General features: G+C 68.4%; 22 protein-coding genes and 1 riboswitch. Of the genes, 15 read left to right on the top strand and 7 right to left on the bottom strand.

Translation table 11 applies throughout. The features are described from left to right. Window positions 1-66 precede the first annotated feature (66 nt). The 12 genes from EVS83_RS15595 (at window position 67) to EVS83_RS04215 (ending at window position 10,433) form a co-directional block, all read left to right on the top strand. Window positions 67-222, top strand: a complete 156-nt coding sequence (locus EVS83_RS15595; RefSeq protein WP_166636800.1) for a glycine zipper domain-containing protein — start codon at window positions 67-69, stop codon at window positions 220-222. Then, complete coding sequence (gene folP / locus EVS83_RS04265) at window positions 222-1,121, top strand: dihydropteroate synthase (RefSeq protein ID WP_133499785.1); 900 nt, start codon at window positions 222-224, stop codon at window positions 1,119-1,121. Before EVS83_RS15595 ends, folP begins: the two co-directional genes overlap by 1 nt. Window positions 1,122-1,419: 298 nt before the next feature. Continuing rightward, entirely contained in the window at window positions 1,420-2,841 is a 1,422-nt protein-coding gene (locus EVS83_RS04260) for an amino acid permease (protein WP_133499784.1), read from the top strand. A gap of 16 nt (window positions 2,842-2,857) precedes the next feature. Then, window positions 2,858-3,811 (top strand): tRNA (adenosine(37)-N6)-dimethylallyltransferase MiaA, encoded by a 954-nt coding sequence (gene miaA, locus EVS83_RS04255; RefSeq protein ID WP_133499783.1) that lies wholly within the window; start codon window positions 2,858-2,860, stop codon window positions 3,809-3,811. A gap of 147 nt (window positions 3,812-3,958) precedes the next feature. Next, the gene (hfq, locus tag EVS83_RS04250) at window positions 3,959-4,234 is read left to right on the top strand and encodes an RNA chaperone Hfq (protein WP_115646894.1); all 276 of its coding nucleotides are present in this window, start codon (window positions 3,959-3,961) and stop codon (window positions 4,232-4,234) included. A gap of 24 nt (window positions 4,235-4,258) precedes the next feature. Beyond that, window positions 4,259-5,563 (top strand): ribosome rescue GTPase HflX, encoded by a 1,305-nt coding sequence (hflX, locus tag EVS83_RS04245; RefSeq protein WP_133499782.1) that lies wholly within the window; start codon window positions 4,259-4,261, stop codon window positions 5,561-5,563. Window positions 5,564-5,677: 114 nt separating this feature from the next. Further along, complete coding sequence (hflK, locus tag EVS83_RS04240; RefSeq protein WP_133499781.1) at window positions 5,678-6,793, top strand: FtsH protease activity modulator HflK; 1,116 nt, start codon at window positions 5,678-5,680, stop codon at window positions 6,791-6,793. Continuing rightward, window positions 6,790-7,653, top strand: coding sequence for a protease modulator HflC (gene hflC / locus EVS83_RS04235; protein WP_133499780.1), 864 nt, complete (start codon window positions 6,790-6,792; stop codon window positions 7,651-7,653). The genes hflK and hflC overlap by 4 nt, the downstream gene beginning before the upstream one ends. Continuing rightward, a complete protein-coding gene (locus EVS83_RS04230) occupies window positions 7,653-7,841 on the top strand; it encodes a DUF2065 domain-containing protein (RefSeq protein WP_133499779.1) in 189 nt (62 codons plus the stop codon). Before hflC ends, EVS83_RS04230 begins: the two co-directional genes overlap by 1 nt. Window positions 7,842-8,061: 220 nt before the next feature. Beyond that, entirely contained in the window at window positions 8,062-9,354 is a 1,293-nt protein-coding gene (locus EVS83_RS04225; RefSeq protein WP_133499778.1) for an adenylosuccinate synthase, read from the top strand. Window positions 9,355-9,496: 142 nt separating this feature from the next. Continuing rightward, on the top strand, window positions 9,497-10,189 hold the full coding sequence (locus EVS83_RS04220; RefSeq protein ID WP_133499777.1) for a VgrG-related protein: 693 nt from the start codon (window positions 9,497-9,499) through the stop codon (window positions 10,187-10,189). Window positions 10,190-10,253: 64 nt separating this feature from the next. Further along, window positions 10,254-10,433 (top strand): hypothetical protein, encoded by a 180-nt coding sequence (locus EVS83_RS04215; protein WP_133499776.1) that lies wholly within the window; start codon window positions 10,254-10,256, stop codon window positions 10,431-10,433. On the opposite strand, the gene EVS83_RS04210 is transcribed toward EVS83_RS04215, so the two are convergent. Genes EVS83_RS04210 through modA form a run of 3 tightly spaced genes read right to left on the bottom strand, consistent with a single transcriptional unit; the run spans window position 10,430 to window position 12,521 of the window. After that, window positions 10,430-11,053 (bottom strand): ATP-binding cassette domain-containing protein, encoded by a 624-nt coding sequence (locus EVS83_RS04210; protein ID WP_133499883.1) that lies wholly within the window; start codon window positions 11,051-11,053, stop codon window positions 10,430-10,432. The genes EVS83_RS04215 and EVS83_RS04210 overlap by 4 nt on opposite strands. A gap of 8 nt (window positions 11,054-11,061) precedes the next feature. Continuing rightward, window positions 11,062-11,754, bottom strand: coding sequence for a molybdate ABC transporter permease subunit (gene modB / locus EVS83_RS04205; protein ID WP_133499775.1), 693 nt, complete (start codon window positions 11,752-11,754; stop codon window positions 11,062-11,064). Then, a complete protein-coding gene (modA, locus tag EVS83_RS04200; protein ID WP_133499774.1) occupies window positions 11,751-12,521 on the bottom strand; it encodes a molybdate ABC transporter substrate-binding protein in 771 nt (256 codons plus the stop codon). The genes modB and modA overlap by 4 nt, the downstream gene beginning before the upstream one ends. A gap of 105 nt (window positions 12,522-12,626) precedes the next feature. Between modA and EVS83_RS04195 the strand changes: the two genes are divergently transcribed. Further along, window positions 12,627-15,281 (top strand): excinuclease ABC subunit UvrA, encoded by a 2,655-nt coding sequence (locus EVS83_RS04195; protein ID WP_133499773.1) that lies wholly within the window; start codon window positions 12,627-12,629, stop codon window positions 15,279-15,281. Here EVS83_RS04195 and EVS83_RS04190 read toward each other — a convergent pair. The 3 genes from EVS83_RS04190 to EVS83_RS04180 all read right to left on the bottom strand — a co-directional run bounded on the left by EVS83_RS04190 (window position 15,259) and on the right by EVS83_RS04180 (window position 17,774). Then, window positions 15,259-16,731, bottom strand: coding sequence for an MATE family efflux transporter (locus tag EVS83_RS04190; protein WP_133499772.1), 1,473 nt, complete (start codon window positions 16,729-16,731; stop codon window positions 15,259-15,261). The two genes, EVS83_RS04195 and EVS83_RS04190, sit on opposite strands and share 23 nt — an antisense overlap. Before the next feature lie 62 nt (window positions 16,732-16,793). Continuing rightward, on the bottom strand, window positions 16,794-17,042 hold the full coding sequence (locus EVS83_RS04185) for a hypothetical protein (protein WP_133499771.1): 249 nt from the start codon (window positions 17,040-17,042) through the stop codon (window positions 16,794-16,796). A gap of 3 nt (window positions 17,043-17,045) precedes the next feature. Continuing rightward, window positions 17,046-17,774, bottom strand: coding sequence for a Crp/Fnr family transcriptional regulator (locus EVS83_RS04180; RefSeq protein ID WP_246022769.1), 729 nt, complete (start codon window positions 17,772-17,774; stop codon window positions 17,046-17,048). Window positions 17,775-18,038: 264 nt separating this feature from the next. Here EVS83_RS04180 and EVS83_RS04175 point away from each other — a divergent pair, with 264 nt between their 5' ends. Then, window positions 18,039-18,356, top strand: coding sequence for a KGG domain-containing protein (locus EVS83_RS04175; protein WP_133499769.1), 318 nt, complete (start codon window positions 18,039-18,041; stop codon window positions 18,354-18,356). A gap of 63 nt (window positions 18,357-18,419) precedes the next feature. Here the strand turns inward: EVS83_RS04175 and gcvP are convergent, their stop codons facing one another. Next, complete coding sequence (gene gcvP, locus EVS83_RS04170; RefSeq protein WP_133499768.1) at window positions 18,420-21,365, bottom strand: aminomethyl-transferring glycine dehydrogenase; 2,946 nt, start codon at window positions 21,363-21,365, stop codon at window positions 18,420-18,422. 67 nt (window positions 21,366-21,432) lie between these two features. After that, window positions 21,433-21,536: riboswitch (glycine riboswitch) on the bottom strand. A 161-nt stretch (window positions 21,537-21,697) separates the two neighbouring features. Here gcvP and EVS83_RS04165 point away from each other — a divergent pair. Continuing rightward, window positions 21,698-22,417 (top strand): hypothetical protein, encoded by a 720-nt coding sequence (locus EVS83_RS04165; RefSeq protein ID WP_133499767.1) that lies wholly within the window; start codon window positions 21,698-21,700, stop codon window positions 22,415-22,417. Window position 22,418: the final 1 nt, after the last annotated feature.

Here is a 22,418-nt window from a genome sequence, read left to right as displayed (position 1 = left end):
CCGCGTTGCCAGTGACACCCGAAAAGGCCAGAGTCCGCTCTGGCCTTTTTTCTTTGGAGCGAAGGGATGCGCAGGCATCGGCGGGGTGCGTTTCTTGCCATCGGCATCGGCGCGGGCACCGCGATCGGTGTGGCGCTGCACAACATCGCGATGGGCGTGGCGCTCGGCGTCGCGTTCGGCGTCATCCTCATGGCGATCGCGGCGCGACGGGGACGCGGCTGATGTTCGACATCGCCCCGCGCCTCGACTGCAACGGCCGCGAGCTCGTGCTGGATCGCGCGCGCGTCATGGGCATCGTCAACGTGACGCCGGATTCGTTCTCCGATGGCGGCGATCATTTCGACGTCGAGGCGGCGGTGGCGCACGGGCGCCGGCTCGTCGATGAAGGCGCCGACCTGCTCGACGTCGGCGGTGAATCCACCCGGCCGGGCGCGGCGGACGTGGACGCCGACGAGGAGATCCGTCGCGTCGTGCCGGTCATCGAACGACTCGTGCGCGACACCGCGGTGCCCGTCAGCGTCGACACGTCGAAGCCCGAGGTCATGCGCGTGGCGGTCGCGGCGGGCGCCGGAATGATCAACGACGTCTACGGGCTGCGTCGCGAGGGCGCGCTCGAGACCGCGGCGTCGCTGGGCGTGCCCGTGGTGCTCATGCACATGCTCGGCGAGCCGCGTTCCATGCAGGACGATCCGCAGTACGACGACGTGGTCGCCGACGTGCATCGCTTCCTCGCAGAACGCATCTTCGCCGCGGAGATGGCGGGAATCGCCAAGAAGCGCATCGTCGTCGACCCCGGCTTCGGGTTCGGCAAGACGCGCGACCACAACCTGCAGCTGCTCGCGCGCTTCGATCGGTTTACCGACCTCGGCGTGCCCGTGCTCGCCGGGCTCTCGCGCAAGCGCACGATCGGCGACCTGACCGGACGTGACGCTCCTGCCGATCGCGTCTTCGGTTCGGTGGCAGCGCATCTGATCGCGGTCCAGCACGGCGCGCGCATCGTGCGCGTGCACGACGTCGCGGCGACGGTCGATTCGTTGAAGGTGTGGGCGGCCGTCGATGCGCAGCCCAAGCCGAAGACGCGGGATGCCGTGCCGACCATCCGCTGGCCGGACGACGACTGATCAACTGCGGCATGGGCCATCTCGATGATGCGAGCGCACATCGCGTCGCGCGGCTCACACGGTCGCGATCGCTACGACGGAACGAGCGAGCACGTCAATCGTCACGTTATCGACAGCGCTTGTGGATAACCGGTGGGGCATCGATGTGGATAACGACGACGGCGCCCGCCGCCGCAGGCGTCCACGTCGTTCTGGCGAACTTTTGACCACGGCTGCGGGCACCCGATCGGTCGCGTCGCATGCACGCGCGACATGAGCGACACTGCGGCCTCGACCGTAGACCCGGATGACCGAACGCATGCAGACCTGGCTCCGTCGCAAGGACATCGACCGCATCACCGTGCACGAGGAAGGGCGCCGCCTGGTGCGCACGCTGAGCTGGCCGCACCTGGTCGCGCTCGGCATCGGCGCGATCGTCGGCACGGGCATCTACACACTGGTCGGCGTCGCCGCGAACCTCGCGGGGCCGGCGGTGCTGCTCTCCTTCCTCGTCGCCGGCGTGGTCTGCGCCTGCGCCGCACTCGCATATGCCGAGATGGCGACGATGATGCCCGCCGCCGGCAGCGCCTACACGTACAGCTATGCCGTGCTCGGCGAAGCCATCGCGTGGGTGGTGGGCTGGAGCCTGATCCTCGAGTACTCGCTCGTCGTGAGTGCGGTGGCCGTGGGCTGGTCGGGATCGGTCGTGGAATTCCTGCGCGGCCTCGGCGTCGCGTTGCCGCAGGCGTTGATCGCCGGCCCGCATGCGGGTGGGGTGGTGAACCTGCCTGCGGTCGTGATCGTGTTCGTCGTCGCCGGGCTGCTGATGCTGGGCACGCGCGAAAGCGCGACGCTCAACGCGATTCTCGTGACGGTCAAGGTGCTGGCCCTCGGCGTGTTCGTCGCGATCGCGATGCCGCATTTCGATTCGGCGAACCTGCATCCGTTCATGCCGTACGGCTTCGTCAAATCGACGGGCGCGGGCGGCGTCGAGCACGGCGTGATGGCCGCAGCCGCGATCATCTTCTTCGCGTTCTACGGTTTCGACGCGATTTCCACCGCGGCGGAGGAAGCGAAGAACCCGGGGCGCGACCTGTCGATCGGCATCGTGGGTTCGATGGTGGGCTGCACGCTGATCTATCTGCTGGTTGCGGTCGCCGCGGTGGGCGCGATGCACTTCACCGCGTTCGCGCAGAGCCCGGCGCCGCTCGCGCTGATCATGCGCGAACTGGGGCAGGGCGCCGCGGCGAAGATCGTCGCGGGCGCGGCGGTGGTCGCGCTGCCGACCGTGCTGCTCGCCTTCTTCTATGGCCAAAGCCGCATCTTCTTCGTCATGTCGCGCGACGGCCTGCTGCCGCATCGGCTGTCGAAGGTGAATCCGCGCAGCGGCACGCCGACGGCGGTGACGTTGTTCACCGCGGTGATCGTCGCCGCGCTCGCGGGTGTGGCGAGCCTCGACGAGATCGCATCGCTCGCGAATGCGGGCACGCTCGCCGCGTTCACGGCCGTCGCGGTCTGCATGCTGGTGCTGCGACGCCGCGATCCGAACCGTCCGCGCACCTTCCGCACGCCGGCCGCATGGATCGTCGGCCCGGCCGCGATCGTGGGCTGCATCTACCTCTTCATCAGCCTCAAGCAGCAGACGCAGCTGTGGTTCCTGCTGTGGAACGTCATCGGCATCGTGGTCTACGTGGTGTTCGGCCGACGCGGCAGCCTGCTCGCGCGCGGCCAGCACGCCTGAGTCGCCGACGTCGTCGATGGCCGACCGTCGTCCGCTCGCCATCGCATTGATGGGCCCGACCGCGTCGGGCAAGACGGCGCTGGCGGTCGAGTGGGCACAGCGGTTCGGCGGTGAAGTGGTGAGCGTCGATTCGGCGCTCGTCTATCGCGGGCTCGACATCGGCGCGGCCAAGCCGACGCAGGACGAACGCGGCGGGATCCCGCATCACCTCATCGATGTGCGCGACCCGTGGCAACCGTATTCGGCCGCGGAGTTCGCGACGGACGCACGCGCCGCGGTCGACGACATCGTCTCGCGCGGGAAGCTGCCGATCCTCGCGGGCGGGACGGGCCTCTACTTCCACGCGCTGCTGCACGGCCTTGCGCCGATGCCCGAGGCGGATGCGGCGACGCGTGCATCGATCGAAGCCGAGGCCCGCGAACGCGGATGGGCCGCCTTGCATGCCGAGCTCGGGACGATCGATCCCGACGCCGCCTACCGCATCCACGCCACCGACGCGCAACGCATCCAGCGCGCGCTGGAAGTGTGGCGGCTCAGTGGCCGCACGATTTCAGATTGGCGACGCGAACGTCCAGCGCATCGATTTCCCTGTCGCGTGCTGAAGCTCGTGGTCGCGCCGCCGTCCCGCGACGTGCTGCACGCACGCATCGCCAAGCGCTTCGACGCGATGCTCGACGCCGGCTTCCTCGACGAGGTGCGTCGCCTGCGCGCATTGCCGGAGCTCGCGTCGCATCCAAAACCCCTCGACCTGCCGGCGATCCGCGCGGTCGGGTATCGACAGGCGTGGGAGCACCTCGACGGTGCGTTCGACGCGGCCGAGTTCCGCGACCGCGGCATCTTCGCCACCCGCCAGCTCGCGAAGCGGCAGCTCACCTGGCTGCGTGGCGAGCTCGATGCGCTCTGGGGCGACCCGATCGACGGGCGCGCCCGACTCGAGCGACTCGTGACGGACTTCGTCGAACCGCATTGAAATCGCTTTCATCGACGCCGTCCCGACAGGGAATCCGGCACATTGCGTTAACATCGGGCCGTCGCTGCCGTGGGGACAACCGCGGCGACACGGTCCGGTCTGCCGGTACCGCCCATAACAACAAGATCAAAAGGTGGGGAATACGCAATGTCGAAGGGGCAATCTCTCCAGGACCCGTTCCTGAACGCACTGCGCCGCGAGCGCGTGCCGGTGTCGGTTTACCTGGTCAACGGGATCAAGCTGCAGGGGACGATCGAGTCGTTCGACCAGTTCGTGGTGCTGCTTCGCAACACCGTGAGTCAGATGGTCTACAAGCACGCGATCTCGACCGTCGTGCCGGCGCGCAACGTGCGCGTGGGGCCGGGCGGTGGCTACGTGCAGCCGAGCGATGGCGATGCGTCGTCGGAGCCGGTATCGGAATGAGGACACTGCGGTTGGAGGTGCGCATTGTTTGAACGCTCCCGCAAGGGTGAGAACGCGCTGCTGATCCAGCCGCATGCCGGCCCGCTCGACGAGGCGGTGCTGGAGGAGTTCCAGGAACTCGCGCGGTCCGCGGGGGCGAGCATCGCCGCCGTCGTGACCGCGCGCATCGACCGCCCGAATGCGGCGACGCTGATCGGCAGCGGCAAGCTCGAGGAAGTGCAGGCCGCCGCGGAAGCCAGCGGCGCCGACCTCGTCATCGTCAACCACGCGCTGTCGCCCGGCCAGGAACGCAACCTCGAGCGCACGCTCAAGCGTCGCGTCGTCGACCGCACCGGCCTGATCCTCGACATCTTCGCGCAGCGCGCGCGCAGCCACGAAGGCAAGCTGCAGGTCGAGCTCGCGCAGCTGCGCCACATGGCGACGCGCCTCGTGCGCGGCTGGACCCACCTGGAGCGCCAGCGCGGCGGTTCGATCGGCCTGCGCGGTCCCGGTGAAACACAGCTCGAAACCGACCGTCGACTGCTGCAGAAGCGGCTCGAACAACTCTCCAAGCGCCTCGACAAGGTCGAGGTGCAACGCGCGCAGATGCGTCGTGCGCGACTCAAGGGCGAACTGCCGCGCGTCGCGCTCGTCGGCTACACGAACGCCGGCAAGTCGACGCTGTTCAATGCGATGACCGGCGCCGAGGCCTACGCCGCCGATCAGTTGTTCGCGACGCTCGATCCCACGGTGCGCCGCATCGACCTCGCCGGCGGGGGTGTCGTGCTGGCGGACACCGTCGGCTTCGTGCGCGACCTGCCGCACGACCTCGTCGCCGCGTTCCGTTCGACGCTTTCGGAAGCGCGCGAGGCGGACCTGCTGATCCACGTCATCGACGCCGCCGATCCGCTGCGCACCGATCGCATCGCGCAGGTCGACGCGGTGCTCAAGGAGATCGGCGCGAGCGAGATTCCGCAGCTGCTCGTCTTCAACAAGATCGACCGGCTCGAGGACACGCCGCCGCGCTTCGACCGGTTCGTCGAGGAGCGCCCGCGCGTCTGGTTGTCCGCGCGCGACGGCACGGGCCTCGACCTGCTGCGCGAGGCGCTCGGCCAGATGCTCGGCCTGGAGCGCGTGACCGGTCGCATCCACCTGCCGACCACCGCGGCGCGGCTGCGCGGCCGGCTCTACGAACTCGGGGCGATCCGCGCCGAGCGCGCGGAGGACGACGGCTGGTGGCTGGACGTCGACCTGCCGCAGACCGACGCCCGCCGCATCGCGGCAGGTGCGGGCGGTCACGTGCTGACGCCGCTGCTTCCACCACCCGCCGACGCCTCGCCCCTTGGTTGAGGCGGCCGGACCCCCCACCTAGAATCCCGACACTTCCCGCGCCGGCGCGACAGCCGACCGCACCGGCGCCCGATGCGCCCGCGGCGGCACGACGGCGCATCCTCCGGAGTCCGCATGGCCTGGAATACGCCCGGCAGTGACAACGGCGACCGCGATCCGCGACCCCGCGGCCGGCGCGGGTTCGCGCCGAACGACCTGCTCGATCGCCTCCGCGGCCTGTCGGACGGGGGCGGCCCCGTTCGCTGGGTGGCACTACTGCTGGGCCTGTGGCTCGTCTGGTCGACGTTCGAACTCGTATCCGAGCAGCAGCGCGGCGTCGTGCTGCGCTTCGGCCAGTTCAACCGCCTGATGACGCCGGGCCCGCACCTCAAGCTGCCGTGGCCGCTCGAGCGCGTGATCAAGGTCAACGCGACGCAGATCAAGACCTTCACGCAGACCGTGCCGGTGCTGACGTCCGACGAGAACATCGTCTACGTCGACCTCAACGTGCAGTACCGCATCGCCGATCCGCAGCTCTACCTGTTCGGCACGCGCAATGCGGACGACGTGCTGAAGGAAGCATCGCTGTCGACGGTGCGCGAGATGGTGGGCCGATCGAACCTCGACACGGTGCTCGGCGCCCGCAACCAGTTGGCGGTCAATGCGCGTACGCGGCTCGAAGCGTCGCTGAAGGCCTACCGCACTGGCCTGACGGTCACCGAGCTCAACCTGCCGAACGCGCGTCCGCCGGAAGAAGTGAAGCCGGCATTCGACGACGTCAACAGCGCGCAGCAGGACAAGGATCGCGTGATCAGCGAAGCGCGCGCGTACGCCGCGAAGGTGATCCCGGAGGCGCGTGGTGAAGCCGCGCGCGTGCGTGCGATCGCCGAAGGCGAGAAGGCATCCGCCATTGCACGCGCGACGGGCGATGCGCAGCGCTTCTCGCTGCTCGTCGAGCAGTACAAGGCCGCGCCGGACGTCACGCGCAAGCGCCTCTGGCTGGAAACCGTGCAGCAGGTGCTGTCGGAGAACCGCACGATCGTCAGCGGCGATTCGCGCCAGCTGATCTACGTGCCGATGCAGGACGCGCCGACGACGCAGCCCGTCATGCCGCCGCTGCTCGCGCAGCCGCAAGCGACCCCGGCGATCGTTCCGGACGTGCTCGCGCCGGTGACGGCGACGGGTGAGGCCGGCGGACGCGGGCCGCGTTCACCGCGCGCGCCGCGCAGCGCTACGGGAGACGAACGATGAGATACCCCGCCTGGATCGCCCTGATCGTCGCGACACTGCTCGCGCTGATGGGCTCGGTGTTCGTCGTGCCAGAAGGTTACGGCGCGATCGTGCTGAACCTGGGTCGCCTCGATCGCACGGACCTCGGCCCCGGCCTGCACTTCAAGTTTCCGCTGGTCGAAAGCCAGCTGACGTTCGATCGTCGACTCAACGTGCTGCCGGCGGAACCGGAGCGTTACCTGACGTCCGAGCGCAAGGACATCAGCGTCGACTTCTTCGGCGTCGGCCGTATCGAGAACCTTCGCGCGTTCTATCGCGCGACGGGTGGCGACGAGAGCGTGGCGATCGAACGCCTCGCGCCGATCATCAAGGACGCGCTGCGCAACGAGATCAATGCGCGCACGCTGTCGGAAGTGGTATCGGGTGATCGCAGCAAGATCGTCGCGGCGCAATTGGCCACGATCAACAAGGGTGCGGCGACGCTCGGTGTGCGCATCCTCGACCTGCGCATCAAGCAGATCGACCTGCCGACCGACAGCAAGGTCATCGGCGACGTCTACAGCCGCATGCGTGCGCAGCGTCAGCAGGTCGCAAGCCAGCTGCGTGCGGAAGGTGCGGAGCAGGCGCAGCGCATCAAGGCCGACGCCGACCGCGACCGCGCGGTGATCGTGGCGGAAGCCGAACGCGACGCGCAGACCCTGCGCGGCCAAGGCGACGCGGCCGCGGCGCGCCTGTACGCCGACGCCGCGCAGAAGGACGCCGGCTTCTACGCGTTCCAGCGCAGCCTCGAGGCCTACCGCAATGCCTTCGGTTCGGGGCAGACGGTGATCGTCGTCGACAAGAACGATCCCTTCCTGCAGTACCTCAAGTCGGACCGTTGATGGCGCGCGAGTTGCTGTCGGCGCTCTGCCTCGTCGCGGTGCTGGAGGGCCTGTTCCTGTTCCTCACGCCGGAGGGCTGGAAGCGCACGGCGGAGCGGCTGTATGCACTGACGACGCCGCAGCTGCGCACCTTCGGCGCGGTGATCGTGCTGGTCGGGCTGGCCTCGCTCTGGGCCGTGCGGGCCTGAACGAAGCGACCGGCGGGGTGGCCCCGCCGCACCGAAACCCGGATAATGCACAAAAGCCGGACGGGGACACCCTCCGGCTTTTTCCGTGTCTGCGTTCCGCTACGGCGGAGCGGTCGATGGAGGCGCTCGCCGCGCCGTTGCACGCGCTGCCGTGCGCCCTTGATGTCGCGTGTCGTCGCGACGGACGCTCCTACGCATGCAGCCGGTTCGGAGAGTGGTGATGGGTCAGTCAGTGGTGGTGCTCGGCGCGCAGTGGGGCGACGAGGGCAAGGGCAAGATCGTCGACCTGCTGACGCAGGACATCGGCGCGGTCGTGCGCTTCCAGGGCGGCCACAACGCCGGCCACACGCTGGTCATCGCCGGCAAGAAGACGGTGCTGCACCTGATTCCCTCGGGCATCCTGCGCGACGACGCGCTGTGCCTGATCGGCAACGGCGTGGTGCTGCACCCGGGCGCGCTGCAGAAGGAAATCGCGGAGCTCGAAGGCAACGGCGTCGAAGTGCGTTCGCGCCTGAAGATCTCGCCGGCGACGCCGCTGATCATGCCGTACCACATCGCGCTGGATCAGGCGCGCGAGAAGGCCGCGGGCGGCAAGGCGATCGGCACCACCGGCCGCGGTATCGGCCCGGCGTACGAGGACAAGGTCGCGCGTCGCGGCATCCGCGTGGCGGATCTGCACTACCCGCAGGAACTCGCCGAGAAACTGCGCACCGCACTCGACTATCACAACTTCGTGCTGACGAAGTACCTCGGCGTCGAAGGCGTCGACTTCCAGCAGACGCTGGACGAAGCGCTCGCGTTCGGCGAATACGTCGAGCCCATGAAGGCCGACGTCGCCGGCATCCTTCACGACCTGCGCAAGCAGGGCAAGAAGGTTCTGTTCGAGGGCGCGCAGGGTTCGCTGCTCGACATCGACCACGGCACGTATCCGTACGTCACCTCGTCGAACACGACGGTGGGCGGCGCGCTCGCCGGCACCGGCGTCGGCGCGGATGCGATCGACTACGTGCTCGGCATCGCGAAGGCGTATGCCACGCGCGTCGGTGGCGGCCCGTTCCCGACCGAACTCGACGACGAAGTCGGGCAGGGCATCCGCGACCGTGGACAGGAATACGGTGCGACGACCGGTCGCCCGCGTCGTTGCGGCTGGATGGACATCGTCGCGCTCAAGCGCGCCGTCGCCATCAACGGCATCAGCGGCCTGTGCATTACCAAGCTCGACATCCTCGACGGGATGGAGAAGCTGAAGATCTGCATCGCCTACGAATACCGCGGCAAGCGCACCGAATACGCGCCGCTCGACGCCGCCGGTTGGGACGAGTGCACGCCGGTCTACCTCGAGTTCCCGGGCTGGAACGAGAGCACGGCGGGCATCACCGAATGGGACAAGCTGCCGGCCGCGGCGCGCGCCTACCTGCGTTCGCTCGAAGAGCTCGCCGGTTGCCCGATCGCGATCGTGTCGACCGGGCCGGATCGCGACGCGAACATCGTGCTGCAGGATCCCTTCGCGTAATCGACCGCGAATTGCGTGAACGACGGGCCGCCTTCGGGCGGCCCGTTGCGTTTACGGCGTCCGTGGATGCCGTCTCCACGCCTGCTGTGCGACGAAGACGCATCGAACCGGCCGTTGAAGCGGCCGCGCAGGGAGGCGACGCATGGCCACGATGACGCTCCGGCAGGCCCGCAAGCGTCTTGCGCAATGGCGGCTCGGACTGACGTCGAGCCGCTACGAATCCGGCGGGCGCGGTGCCGCGACGATCTCGACCGGACGCGGGGACGCCGGCGGTGTCTCCTATGGCGAATACCAGCTGTCGTCGAACGCGGGCACGCTGCAGGCGTATCTCGCGCAATCGCGTTTCGGTTCGCGATTCGCCGGCCTCAAGCCCGCGACGCGCGCGTTCAATGCGCTCTGGCAACGCCTCGCGCGCACCGAAGCGGCCTTTGCGCAGGAGCAGCACGACTTCATCGGCCGCACGCATTACGACACGCAACTCGAACGGCTTCGCGACGCCGGCATCGATCTCGCGCATGCGGGCCGCGCCGTACAGGATCTCGTCTGGAGCACCGCGGTGCAGTACGGCGCGCTCACGCTGTCGATCGTGACCAAGGCGCTGCGCACCGCATTCGGCGCGACGGTCGATGCCCGCACATTGACCGACGCGCAGATCGTCACCGCGGTGCAGGACTACAAGCTCGCGCACGTCGACACGCTATTCGCGCACTCGAAGCCGCTCTGGCCCGGCTTGCGACGACGCATCGTCGACGAGAAGCGCGATCTGCTGCGGCTGGCCGAGGCGGAGCGCATCGCGATGCAGGCCGACCGTCCACCGCCGACGGGCCCTGCGTGACCGCGTGCACCTGCGGCTAACGTCGCGGGTCTAGGCTGGACGTCTTCCGCACGGACGCACGACGATGCGCGCTCTTCCCGCCAACGCTCCACGTATCGCGATCGTCGCGAGCGTGCCGCTGCTGTGCTCCGGTTGCCAGATGCTGGGCGCGCTGTTCAACGTGCATCCGCTGCGCGTGATCATCGGGGTGGTCGTGCTTGCGGCTGCGGTCGCCTTCATCGCCTCTAAGTCGGCGAAACGCTAAGCCTCGTCGATGCGGTGCACGTCCTGCGCGATGCGCGCGACCTCCGCAGGCACGTGGCTGACGTAGATCATCGGCAGCCCACTCCCGTCGCGCACGCGCTGCAGGTAGGGCAGCAGCTCGTCGCGGCGGTCGGGGTCGAGCATCGACAGCGGCTCGTCGAGCAGCAGCAGGCGGGGTTGCGCGAGCAGGGCGCGGCCAAGGGCGATGCGTTGCACCTCGCCGCCTGAGAGACCCGCCGTGCGGCGCGTGAGCAACGGCGCGAGTGCCAGCAGGTCGACCACATCGTCGAAGCGCGTCGCCGTCGGCAGCGCTTCACGCGGCGCGCCGTAGAGCAGGTTGGCGCGCACGTCGAGATGCGGGAACAGGCGGCCATCCTGGAAGACGTAGCCGCTGCGACGACGGTGCGCCGGGATGTCGATGCGTCGAGCGGAATCGAACAGGCATTCCCCCGCGACTTCGATGCGGCCCTCCACCGGACGCACCAGTCCCGCGACCGCGTGCAGCAGCGACGTCTTGCCACTGCCCGATGCGCCGATCACCGCGACCACGCGCGACGCGCTCTGCAGATGGACACGCCGCTCGAAGCCGCCTCGGCGAAGTCGAACGTCGATGCGATGCACGATGTCGTTCACGTCGCGGGCTCCGCGCGGCGTCGCTGCACCAGCGCTTCGGCCGCGATCAACGCGACGAACGAGATCGCCACCGACACGCCGCACAGCATCCATACGCGCGACTCGGCGCCCGGCACCTGCAGCAGGCCGTAGATCGCCGACGATAGCGTCTGCGTTTCGCCGGGAATGCTCGATACGAACGTGATCGTCGCGCCGAACTCGCCGACCGCTTTGGCGAAGCCGAGTACGGCACCGGCGACGATGCCGGGCCACGCCAGTGGCAAGGTGATACCCACGAACACGCGCCACGGCGACGCACCGAGCGTCGATGCGGCGTTCTCAAGACGACGGTCCACGCCTTCGATGGACAACCGGATGGCGCGCACCATCAATGGAAAACCCATTACCGCGCACGCAAGCGCTGCGCCCGTCCACCGGAATGCGAAGGTGATGCCGAGGACGTCGTGCAGCCACGCGCCGATCGTGCCGCGCCGACCGACCGCCACCAGCAACGCATAGCCCGTTACGACGGGCGGCAATACGAGCGGAAGGTGCACGAGCGCATCGACGAGCAAGCGCCCGGGGAAACGTCGCCGCGCAAGCAGCCAGCCCGTCGCGATCGCGAACGGCAGGCTGGCGAGCGTCGCGACCGTCGCGACCTTGAGGCTCAGCAGGACCGCTGCGAGCTCGTCGGCGCTGAGGGCGGTCACTTGGGCGGCAGAAAGCCGTGCTTGCGGAACACCGCCTGCGCGGCGGGCGAACGCAGCCAAGCGACGAACGCTGCGGCCTGGGGATTCGTGCTCACGGCGATGCGCGCCGCGGGGTAGACGATGCGCGGATGCGTCGACGCCGGAAAACGTGCGACGACGCGAACGCGCGGCTCGGCCTGCGCATCGCTGGCGTACACGACGCCCAACGCGGCTTCGCCGCGCGCCACGAGCTGCAACGCGGCGCGAACGTTTTCCGCTTCGACGACGCGGGGTCGGACCTTCGACCACGCACCGAGCGATTCCAGCGCGGCGCGACCGTACTTGCCCGCGGGCACGCTCGCCGTCAGCGCGAGCGCGAGGCGGCCGTCGCGGCCCAGCGCAGGACGCAGGTCGACGCCGCGCTTCAACGCAATGCCGGGTGTCCTGGCATCGGCAGGCGCGACCAGCACCAGTGCGTTGCCCGCCACGTCGCGACGTGTCTTTGCATCGATCAAACGCTTCGCCTGCAGCTCGTCCATCCAGTCGAGGTCGGCCGATACGAACACATCGGCGGGCGCGCCGTCCTCGATCTGGCGTGCGAGCGCCGAACTCGCCGCGTATGACGCGCGCACCGGCGCGCCGTGACTGCGCTCGTACAGCACGCCCGCTTCGTCCAGCGTTTCCTTCAGGCTCGCCGCTGCGAACACCGTGATCGGCGGCGCGGCGAACGCGGGCAGGGCCGCGGCCAGCGACAGCAGCGCAGCGAGGAGGCGGATCGACAGGCGCATGGAGGCGGGTCGCGGGTACACGCCGGCAATTAGACCAGAGCCCGTCTTCACTTCGCGACCGCCGCCGTGATCGCCACAATGCCGCGGGTTCACCACGGGCTGGGCATGGACGGCGACACCGGGCAGGACAAGAGCCATCGCACGCGCCAGGACGCGTTCGTCCGCGTGCGCGGCGCGCGCGAGCACAATCTCAAGGATGTGGACGTCGACATTCCGCGCGATGCGCTGGTGGTGTTCTCGGGCGTGTCGGGATCCGGCAAATCGTCGCTGGCGTTCGGCACGTTGTACGCCGAAGCGCAGCGCCGGTATTTCGAGTCGGTGGCGCCGTATGCGCGACGCCTGATCGACCAGGTCGGCGTGCCGGATGTCGACTCGATCGACGGCCTGCCGCCCGCGGTCGCACTGCAGCAACAACGCGGCACGGCGAGCGCGCGATCCACCGTCGGCAGCGTGACCACGCTGTCGAGCCTCGTGCGCATGATGTATTCGCGCGCCGGCACGTATCCGCCCGGCCAGCCGATGCTGTACGCCGAGGATTTCTCGCCCAATACGCCGCAGGGCGCGTGCCCGAACTGCCACGGCCTCGGCTACATCTACGACGTCACCGAAGAATCGATGGTGCCGGATCCGACGCTGTCGATCCGCGAGAGGGCGATCGCGTCGTGGCCGCCCGCGTGGCACGGCCAGAACCTGCGCGACATCCTGGTGACGCTCGGCTACGACGTCGATCGTCCGTGGAAGGACCTGCCGAAGAAGGATCGCGACTGGATCCTCTTCACCGAGGAAACGCCGACGGTGCCGGTCTATCCGGGCTTCACGCCCGCGGAGACGCGCGCCGCGCTCAAGCGCAAGACCGAGCCCGCGTATATGGGCACGTTCATGGGCGCGCGACGCTACGTGCTGCACACGTTCGCGACGACGCAGAGTGCGTTGATGAAGCGTCGCGTCGGACGTCACCTGACGGGCACGTTGTGCCCCGTCTGCGATGGCAAGCGGCTCAAGCGCGAGGCCTTGTCGGTGACGTTCGCCGGCCTGGACATCGGCGAGCTGTCGCAACTGTCGTTCGACCGGCTCGTCGACGTGCTTCGACCGGTCGCCGAGGGACACTTCGACCGCGCCGCGTCGTCCCGCGCCGACCACCGCGGAGCGGAAGCGACCAAGCGCGATCGCGCGCGTCGCAAAGCCGCCGGTGCATCCGCACACGATGCCGCGCCGGACATCCATCGCACGCCGACGATGTCCGAAGAAAAGCGTATCGCCGCGCAACGCATCGCTGCCGATCTCGTCGCACGCATCGGCACGCTGCGGTCGCTCGGCCTCGGCTACCTCGCGATGGATCGCGCCACGCCCACGCTCTCGCCAGGCGAGCTGCAGCGCCTGCGTTTGGCGACGCAGATCCGCTCGCAGCTGTTCGGCGTCGTCTACGTGCTCGACGAGCCGTCCGCCGGCCTGCATCCGGCGGACAGCGAGGCGCTGTTCGAGGCGCTCGTGCAGCTGCGCGACAGCGGCAATTCGATTTTCGTCGTCGAGCACGACCTCGACACCATGCGCAGCGCGGACTGGCTCGTGGATGTCGGGCCGAACGCGGGCGAACGCGGCGGGGAGGTGCTGTACAGCGGTGTTCCAGCCGGCTTGGAAAGCGTCGCGACATCGGAAACCGCGCGGTACCTGTTCGACCGCGTGCCGGCGCCATCTCGCGTGCGGCGCGATCCGACCGGCTGGCTCGAACTGCGCGACGTACATCGCAACAACCTGCACGGGCTCGACGCGCGGATTCCGCTCGGTGTGCTCACTGCCGTGACCGGCGTGTCCGGCTCGGGCAAGTCGAGCCTGATCAGCCAGGCGTTGGTCGAACTCACGTGTGCGTACCTGGGACACGAGCCCGAGGACGACGAACCGGAGGTCGAAGACGGTCCGAGCGTCGTGCAACGGACGCGTGGACATCTCGGCGGCGACATCGAGGCCGTGCGCCGTCTGGTGCGCGTCGACCAGAAGCCGATCGGTCGCACGCCGCGGTCGAACCTCGCGACGTACACCGGGCTGTTCGATCACGTCCGCAAGCTGTTCGCCGCGACGCCGGACGCGCGCCGACGCCGTTTCGATGCCGGGCGTTTCTCGTTCAACGTCGCGAAGGGTCGCTGCGAAACCTGCGAAGGCGAGGGCTTCGTCAGTGTCGAGCTGCTGTTCATGCCGAGCGTCTACGCGCCATGCCCGACCTGCCACGGTGCGCGCTACAACGAGGCGACGCTGAAGGTGCAGTGGAACGGCAAGAACATCGCCGAGGTGCTGGCGCTGAACGTCGAGGATGCGTGCGACTTCTTCGTCGACGAACCGGCGGTCCTGCGTCCATTGCAGCTGCTGCGCGACATCGGCCTCGGTTACCTGCGCCTCGGCCAACCCGCCACCGAACTCTCGGGCGGCGAAGCGCAACGCATCAAGCTCGCGACCGAACTGCAGCGCAGCACGCGCGGGCGTGGGCTCTACGTACTCGACGAGCCGACCACGGGCCTGCATGCGGCCGACGTCGATCGCCTCATGGCGCAGCTGCACGGGCTTGTCGATGCGGGCAATACCGTCGTGCTAGTCGAACACGAGATGCGCGTCGTCGCGCAGAGCGACTGGGTGATCGACATCGGCCCGGGCGCGGGCGAGGAGGGCGGTCAGCTCGTCGCCTGCGGTCCGCCGGCGGATGTCGCCGCATCGACGAAGAGTCGCACCGCGCCCTATCTCGCCGAGGTCATGGGCCGCCAACGCCCGTAGCGTCCTCGTCGCAACTCGCGACGTCGGCCACCGGCGACGGTGGCTGCGCGGGGATTTCGGCGGGTACCGCCACCTCGTCGTGCTTGACCGGCAGCATCTTCGCCTTCCGCCACCCGCCGAATACGTAATACGCGGCCGACAGCAGCATCGCGACGATCGCGCTGACGGGAAAGCTCCACCAGATCGCGTCGGCGCCGAAGCGCGGCTGCAGCAGCGAAGCGAACGGCACACGCACGCCCCACAGTGCGAACGCGAGGATGATCAGCGGCGGGATCACGGCGCCCGTCGCCCGCACGACGCCGGACAGCACGAACGTCACCCCGAAGAACAGGAACGAGGTGATGACGATGGGATCCAGATGCTGCGCGATGACCAGCGCCGGACTCGTGTCCGGCAGGAACAGCGACAGCGTCTGTCGGCTGAAGACGATCAGCGGCACGATCAATGCGCCGGTCATGAGGAAGTTGAACAGCACGCCGGACTTCGCCGTCGAATGCACGCGATCCCAGCGGTTGGCACCCACGTTCTGCGCGGCCATCGACGAACATGCCGCGCCGATCGCCATCGCCGGCATCTGCACGTAGGTCCACAGCTGAAGTGATGCGCCGTACGCGGCGGTGGTCTCGACGCCATGCTTGTTGACCATCGTCATCATGGCGAGCATCGCCACCGAGATCAGCATCATCTGCAGGCCGATCGGAATGCCCTTGCCGATCAGTGACTTCAGCACGGCGAAGTTCGGCTTGTAGAGATGGCGCTCGCCGCGGCTGATCCACAGTCGATGCTTCTTGTGCCGCAGCCACAGCAGCAGCGCGGTCAGGCTGGTCGCATTGGCGATCAGCGTTGCGGTCGCGGCGCCCGCGATCCCCATCTTCGGGAAGGGGCCGAGACCGAACAGCAGCACCGGGTTGAAGCCGATGTCGAGTGCGACGGTCAGCAACAGGAAGATGAAAGGCGTTCGCGTGTCGCCCGAGCCTCGCAGGATCGCGGTGATGAACGTGAACGCGTAGAGGAAGGGCAGGGCGAGGAAGATGATCCGGAGATAGGCCTCGGCGAAGGGAAGCGCCGACGGTGGCGTGTCCATCCATGCGAGCAGGTGCCGCGAGAACGGCATGCCGATCGCGGCGATCAGCACCGACAGGCTGATGAAGAACGTCGCGCTGGTGCCGATCACGCAGCGCGCCTGCGTCAGGTCGTTACGCCCGATCGACTGCGCGACGAGGATGCTCGCCGCCATGCCGACGCCGAACACCGCGCCCAGCAGCAGGAACATCACGTTGTTGGCGTTCGCGGTCGCGGTCAGCGCCTGTTCGCCGAGGACGCGGCCGACCCACACCGCGTTGATCGAGCCGTTGAGCGACTGCAGCACGTTGCCGCCGAGGATCGGCAGCGCGAACAGGAACAGCGTGCGCGCGATCGGGCCTTCGGTGAGATTGTGACGAACGGGCATCGGCGGTCTCCGGAGCGGCATCCAGACTAGCCGCGACCTGTGGAGACGATGCGTTCGTCAGTTCAGAGCGAGGTCCGCGCTGCCGACGATCCCAGCAGTACGTGCGCTTCGGCGGCGCCGAGCGCCGCGAACAGGTGGCGTTCGAGCTGCAGCACCAGCTCGGGCCACGGGGCCGCGTCGGCATCGAGCACGCGCAGGAAGCCGCGTGCGGTCAGCGGGCCGTGCAACTGCACGGCGTCGTGGGGCGGTTCGAAAGGCGCAGGCACGAGCACGATGCCGCCATCGGCACTTCCGTAGATCGCAAGTTCCATCGATCAGATGCCGGCGTGCGGCGGCAGCAGCCGGTCGTATTCGCGACGGACGACGGTATAGCACTCGCAGGCCTGCTTCTCGAGACCCTTGCGGTCGACGATCCAGATGCGGCCGCGACCGCAGCGGATCAGCCCCAGCACCTGCAGGCGGCCCGCAGCTTCCGTCACGGCTTCGCGACGCACGCCCAGGCGCGTCGCGATGGTTTCCTGCGTGACCTGCAATTCATCGGTGCCGATGCGGTCGTGGCACAGCAGAAGCCAACGGCAGAGTTGCTTCTCGACCGAATGATGGCGGTTGCACACGGCGGTCTGCGCCATCTGTGCGAGCAGCACCTGCATGTAACGCACGGCCATGAACTGGAAATGGCCGCCCTTGCGGAATTCGCGATCGGCGATGTCCGCACGCAAGGCGAGCGCTTCGCCGGCGACCTGCACCACCGCGCTGGACGGCGTGGTCATGCTGTCCATCAACACCGAGGTGCCGACCATGCCTTCGCGGCCGATCATCGCGATCTCGGTGCTCTCGCCCTGTTCGGTGGTGTACGTCATCGACACCACGCCACTGCGCGGGAAATACATCGTCGTCTGCGGCATGCCTGCCGAATACAGCGTCTTGCCCTGCTGGAGTTCGACGACGTGCAGATCGGGACGCAGTCGATCGCACTCGTCGTGCGAGAGCGTTTCCAGCAGTCCGTTACGGACTTTCCAAGGTGTGGCGGTCGTTGTGGGCACGGAGTCTCCCCTATTCAGGGAGATTGTCGACGGGGCACGCGAAGATCGTATGTACGCCAGCGCACATAAGGCGGAGCGACCGGTCATCGGCGCGTCCCGGCCGGCCGCGAGCGCCCGGTTATCGCTCCGATAACACTGCGGTCGCTACGCTGCTCCTGCACCCGCGCATCACGCCCGGTTGCGAGGACCGGTCGCTGCGCGATGCCGGCGGCGACAGGACGGACGGCGTCCCCGACCGACGCCGACGCGTAGGAGGAAGCAGCAATGGCGAACAGCAACCGAGGCGGCCGCCACGGGGGCGGGTTCGGCAGCATGGACCCGGCCAAACAGCGCGCGATCTCGTCCATGGGCGGCCGCGCCGCGCACCAGAGCGGACACGCCCACGAGTTCGATTCCGAAGAAGCCCGCGAAGCCGGCCGAAAGGGCGGCGAGGCGGTCAGCCGCGACCGCGTGCACATGGCGCACATCGGGCGCCTGGGCGGCGAGGCGAGTCACGGCGCCGGCAAGCGCACGCCGGCGACCGCCGATGTCGCGCCGTCGATCGAGCGTCGCGCGGATCCGTTGATGGGCGATCTGCACTGAGATCGTCGTCCAAGAAAAAGCCCCGCGCGGGCGGGGCTCTTCCAGGATCGATCGTGCGATCGCTTACATCACGTTGGGCTCGCTGAAGGCTTCCGGCTCGCCGTCGAAGGCCTCGATCGGCACGCACGAACAGAACACGTTCTTGTCGCCGTAGACGTTGTCGACGCGCGCGACCGGCGGCCAGTACTTGTGCTGCTTGAGCACCGGCAGCGGGAACGCGGCCAGTTCGCGCGGATACGCGTGCGTCCACTCGCTCGCCGCGACCATCGTCGCGGTGTGCGGCGCGTTGCGCAGCGGGTTGTCCTCGCGATCCAGGCGACCATCCTCGATTGCACGGATCTCGTCGCGGATCTGGATCATCGCGTCGATGAAGCGATCGAGTTCGTGCAGCGACTCGCTTTCCGTCGGCTCGACCATCAGCGTGCCCGCGACCGGGAAGCTGAGCGTGGGCGCGTGGAAGCCGAAGTCGATGAGGCGCTTAGCGACGTCTTCCGCCGAGATGCCCGTCGCATCCTTGATCGGGCGCAGGTCGAGGATGCACTCGTGCGCGACGAGTCCGTTGCGGCCGGTGTAGAGCGTCTCGTAATGCGGCGCGAGCTTCTTCGCGATGTAGTTCGCATTGAGCAGTGCCACCTGCGTCGCGCGACGCAGGCCCGACGCGCCCATCATCGTCACGTACATCCAGCTGATCGGCAGGATCGACGCGGACCCGAAGCTCGCCGCCGACACCATGCCGACGTCACCTGTGCCGACGCCTGGTGTGCGCACGCCGTCAGCGCTCAGCGCACCCGGCAGGAACGGCGCGAGATGCGACTTCACCGCGCACGGGCCGACGCCCGGGCCGCCGCCGCCGTGCGGAATGCAGAAGGTCTTGTGCAGGTTGAGGTGCGAGACGTCCGAACCCCACTTGCCGGGCTTCGCGACGCCGACGAGCGCGTTCATGTTCGCGCCGTCGGTGTACACCTGGCCGCCGTGCTTGTGCACGATCTCGCAGATCTCGACGACGTCTTCCTCGAACACGCCGTGCGTGGACGGGTAGGTCATCATGATCGCGGCGAGGCGATCGCTGTACTTCTCCGCCTTCGCGCGGATGTCGGCGACGTCGACGTTGCCGTTCGCATCGCACTTGGTGACGACGACCTGCATGCCGCACATCTGCGCCGACGCGGGGTTCGTGCCGTGCGCCGACTCCGGGATGAGGCAGATGTCGCGATGCGCTTCGCCACGCGAACGGTGGTACGCGCGGATCGCCAGAAGGCCGGCGTATTCGCCCTGCGCGCCGGAGTTCGGCTGCAGCGACACGGCGTCGTAGCCGGTGCACTCGACCATCATCTGCTCGAGGCTGGCGATCAGTTCCTGGTAACCCGCGGCCTGTTCGGCCGGCGCGAACGGATGGATGTTGCCGAATTCCGGCCACGTTACCGGGATCATCTCGGCCGTCGCGTTGAGCTTCATCGTGCACGAGCCCAGCGGGATCATCGTCCGGTCGAGCGCGAGGTCCTTGTCGGACAGCGTGCGCATGTAGCGCAGCAGTTCGTGCTCGCTGTGGTGCGTGTTGAACACCGGATGCGACAGGAACGCGCTGGTGCGCTGCAGGTCCGCCGGGATCAGCGACGGCGCGCTGGCGTCGAGCGTATCGATGTCGGGCAGCTTCGCGTCGTCACCGCCGAAGATGCGCCACAGCAGTTCGAGGTCGGCGCGCGTAGTGGTTTCGTCGAGCGAGATGCACAGGTACTCGCCCCACGCGACGCGCAGGTTCGCGCCCATCTTCGCGGCGCGCGCTGCGAGCTCGGCGGTGCGGTCGCCCGTCTTGAGGCAGATCGTGTCGAACGCGGTGCCGTGGTGGTACCGGTCGAAGCCGAGTTCGGCGAGGCCGGCGGTGAGGATCGCGGTCATGCGCGCCACGCGCGAGGCGATGCGCTTCAGGCCATCCGGCCCGTGGTAGACGGCGTACATCGACGCCATCACCGCCAGCAGCACCTGCGCGGTGCAGATGTTCGACGTCGCTTTCTCTCGGCGGATGTGCTGCTCGCGCGTCTGCAGCGTGAGGCGGTACGCCGGCTTGCCTTCACTGTCGATCGACACGCCGATCAGGCGGCCGGGCATCGAACGCTTGTACGCATCGCGGCAGGCCATGAACGCCGCATGCGGGCCGCCGAAGCCGAACGGCACGCCGAAACGCTGGCTGTTGCCGATGACGATGTCGGCGCCCATTTGGCCCGGCGGCTTGAGCAGCGTCAGCGCGAGCAGGTCGGTCGCGAAGATCACCAGCGCACCGTGCGCGTGGATCGCTTCCGCATCAGCGGACCAGTCGGCGAGCCAGCCGCTGGAGGCCGGGTACTGGATCAGCACGCCGAAGAAATCGCCCTTGGCGAGCGCGGCCTTCCAGTCGTCGGCGCCCATCGCGATTTCGATCGCGATGCCGAGCGGTTCGGCGCGCGTGCGCAGCACTTCGAGCGTCTGCGGATGCGTGTCGCCGGAGACGAGGAACGTGTTCGACTTCGACTTGGCCGAACGCTTCGCGAGCGTCATCGCTTCGGCGGCCGCGGTGGCCTCGTCGAGCAGCGACGCATTCGCGATCTCCATGCCCGTCAGCTCGGCGCACATGGTCTGGAAGTTGATCAGCGCTTCCATGCGGCCCTGCGAGATTTCGGCCTGGTACGGCGTGTACGCCGTGTACCACGCGGGGTTCTCGAGGATGTTGCGCAGTATGACGTTCGGCGTGTGCGTGCCGTAGTAGCCCTGGCCGATGAAGCTGCGCGCGACGGTATTCTTCGACGCGATGGCGCGGATTTTCGCGAGGGCTTCGACTTCACTGATCGGCTCGGGCAGCGCCAGTGGATTGCCGGACGCGATGGAGCTGGGGACGATCGCTTGGGTCAGCGCATCGAGCGAATCGTGGCCGACGACCTGCAGCATCTGCGCGATCTCGGCGTCGTTCGGGCCGATGTGGCGTTCGATGAAGCCGTCGTGGTGCTCGAGGGCGCGAAGGGAAACAGGCTGGGTCATGGCGGAGAGTCGTGGCACGGCGCGCGGCCGCGGGAAGAGGGCACGTCGCCCGCCGGCATTAGCCGATGGGCGCCCCTCTGTCCTTTTGCCTGAGAGTTTGGAAGCGCGGGGGAGGATGCGCTTCTTGCCCCTTCGGCGCCGGATCGAACCGGTCTCTCCAGAGTGTTTGCAGCCGGCGGTATGGGGGCCTGAGCGATTCCGGGCGATTGCGCCTTCGGCAGCGGGCCGGGGCCCGCTTCTCCCACCGGTGCTTCGACGCGCATTGTAGCCCGTGGGGTGGGCGCGGCGGGCTCCCGCCGCTAGGCTGGCGGCCGCTCATTGGGGAGACGCACATGATCCGCAACGCCGTGCCGTTGCTGCTGCTCGCTGCCGTGGGAACGGTCGGGGCGCAGGAGCTCGAAATCCCCGATGTGCCGACGCCGCTGCTACCCGAGCGCGCCGCCACCGTAGAAGCGTTCGTGCCGAAGGGGTGGACGGTCGAGGAGCGCCTGACAGGCCCGGTCGACGCCGACGCGAAGCCCGACGTCGTCCTGTTGCTGCGCGACGCCGACCCGCGCAACGTGCTGCACAACGAGGGCCTGGGTGTGCCCGAGCTCGACACCAATCCGCGCGTACTGCTCGTGCTCCTCGCCGATCCGGCAGGCGGCTGGCGACGCGTGGCGCAGTCCGACACGGTCATCCGCCGCAACGACATCCCTACGCTGTCCGACGCGTACGAGGACGGCGGGCTGACGCTCGACAAGCGCGTGCTGGGCGTCACCGTCGGCTTCTTCGCCAACGCGGGTTCGTGGACGGCGAGTCACACGACCTACAAGTTCCGCTGGCAGGACGGCTGCATGCGCCTGATCGGATTCGACGAAGGCGTGCTGAACCGCGGCAGCGGCGAAACCACCGACACCAGCGTCAACCTGCTCACGCGCAAGGCGACGCGCGCGATAGGCAACATGGAGGTCGACGGCGCCGTGCAGCATCGCTACGCGCTCAAGCCGCGCGCGCCGGTGTGCCTCGAAGTCGTCAACGACGAGTTCGACCCGGGCATTCCCGCCGACTAGC

It is taken from the genome of Cognatilysobacter terrigena, from assembly GCF_004361065.1.
GTDB classification, from domain to species: Bacteria; Pseudomonadota; Gammaproteobacteria; order Xanthomonadales; family Xanthomonadaceae; genus Cognatilysobacter; species Cognatilysobacter terrigena.
This window is presented reverse-complemented; position numbering and strand designations above follow the sequence as displayed.

Excerpts from the sequence above, each read along its gene's own strand:
- EVS83_RS04195 (WP_133499773.1), top strand. The coding sequence starts at position 12,627 with ATGGACGGCGACACCGGGCAGGACAAGAGCCATCGCACGCGCCAGGAC.
- EVS83_RS04225 (WP_133499778.1), top strand. The coding sequence starts at position 8,062 with ATGGGTCAGTCAGTGGTGGTGCTCGGCGCGCAGTGGGGCGACGAGGGC.
- gcvP (WP_133499768.1), bottom strand. The coding sequence starts at position 21,365 with ATGACCCAGCCTGTTTCCCTTCGCGCCCTCGAGCACCACGACGGCTTC.
- hflK (WP_133499781.1), top strand. The coding sequence starts at position 5,678 with ATGGCCTGGAATACGCCCGGCAGTGACAACGGCGACCGCGATCCGCGA.
- EVS83_RS04230 (WP_133499779.1), top strand. The coding sequence starts at position 7,653 with ATGGCGCGCGAGTTGCTGTCGGCGCTCTGCCTCGTCGCGGTGCTGGAG.
- EVS83_RS04190 (WP_133499772.1), bottom strand. The coding sequence starts at position 16,731 with ATGCCCGTTCGTCACAATCTCACCGAAGGCCCGATCGCGCGCACGCTG.
- EVS83_RS04260 (WP_133499784.1), top strand. The coding sequence starts at position 1,420 with ATGCAGACCTGGCTCCGTCGCAAGGACATCGACCGCATCACCGTGCAC.
- EVS83_RS04165 (WP_133499767.1), top strand. The coding sequence starts at position 21,698 with ATGATCCGCAACGCCGTGCCGTTGCTGCTGCTCGCTGCCGTGGGAACG.
- EVS83_RS04215 (WP_133499776.1), top strand. The coding sequence starts at position 10,254 with ATGCGCGCTCTTCCCGCCAACGCTCCACGTATCGCGATCGTCGCGAGC.
- hfq (WP_115646894.1), top strand. The coding sequence starts at position 3,959 with ATGTCGAAGGGGCAATCTCTCCAGGACCCGTTCCTGAACGCACTGCGC.
- modA (WP_133499774.1), bottom strand. The coding sequence starts at position 12,521 with ATGCGCCTGTCGATCCGCCTCCTCGCTGCGCTGCTGTCGCTGGCCGCG.
- miaA (WP_133499783.1), top strand. The coding sequence starts at position 2,858 with ATGGCCGACCGTCGTCCGCTCGCCATCGCATTGATGGGCCCGACCGCG.
- hflC (WP_133499780.1), top strand. The coding sequence starts at position 6,790 with ATGAGATACCCCGCCTGGATCGCCCTGATCGTCGCGACACTGCTCGCG.
- EVS83_RS04175 (WP_133499769.1), top strand. The coding sequence starts at position 18,039 with ATGGCGAACAGCAACCGAGGCGGCCGCCACGGGGGCGGGTTCGGCAGC.
- EVS83_RS04185 (WP_133499771.1), bottom strand. The coding sequence starts at position 17,042 with ATGGAACTTGCGATCTACGGAAGTGCCGATGGCGGCATCGTGCTCGTG.
- folP (WP_133499785.1), top strand. The coding sequence starts at position 222 with ATGTTCGACATCGCCCCGCGCCTCGACTGCAACGGCCGCGAGCTCGTG.
- EVS83_RS04220 (WP_133499777.1), top strand. The coding sequence starts at position 9,497 with ATGGCCACGATGACGCTCCGGCAGGCCCGCAAGCGTCTTGCGCAATGG.
- EVS83_RS15595 (WP_166636800.1), top strand. The coding sequence starts at position 67 with ATGCGCAGGCATCGGCGGGGTGCGTTTCTTGCCATCGGCATCGGCGCG.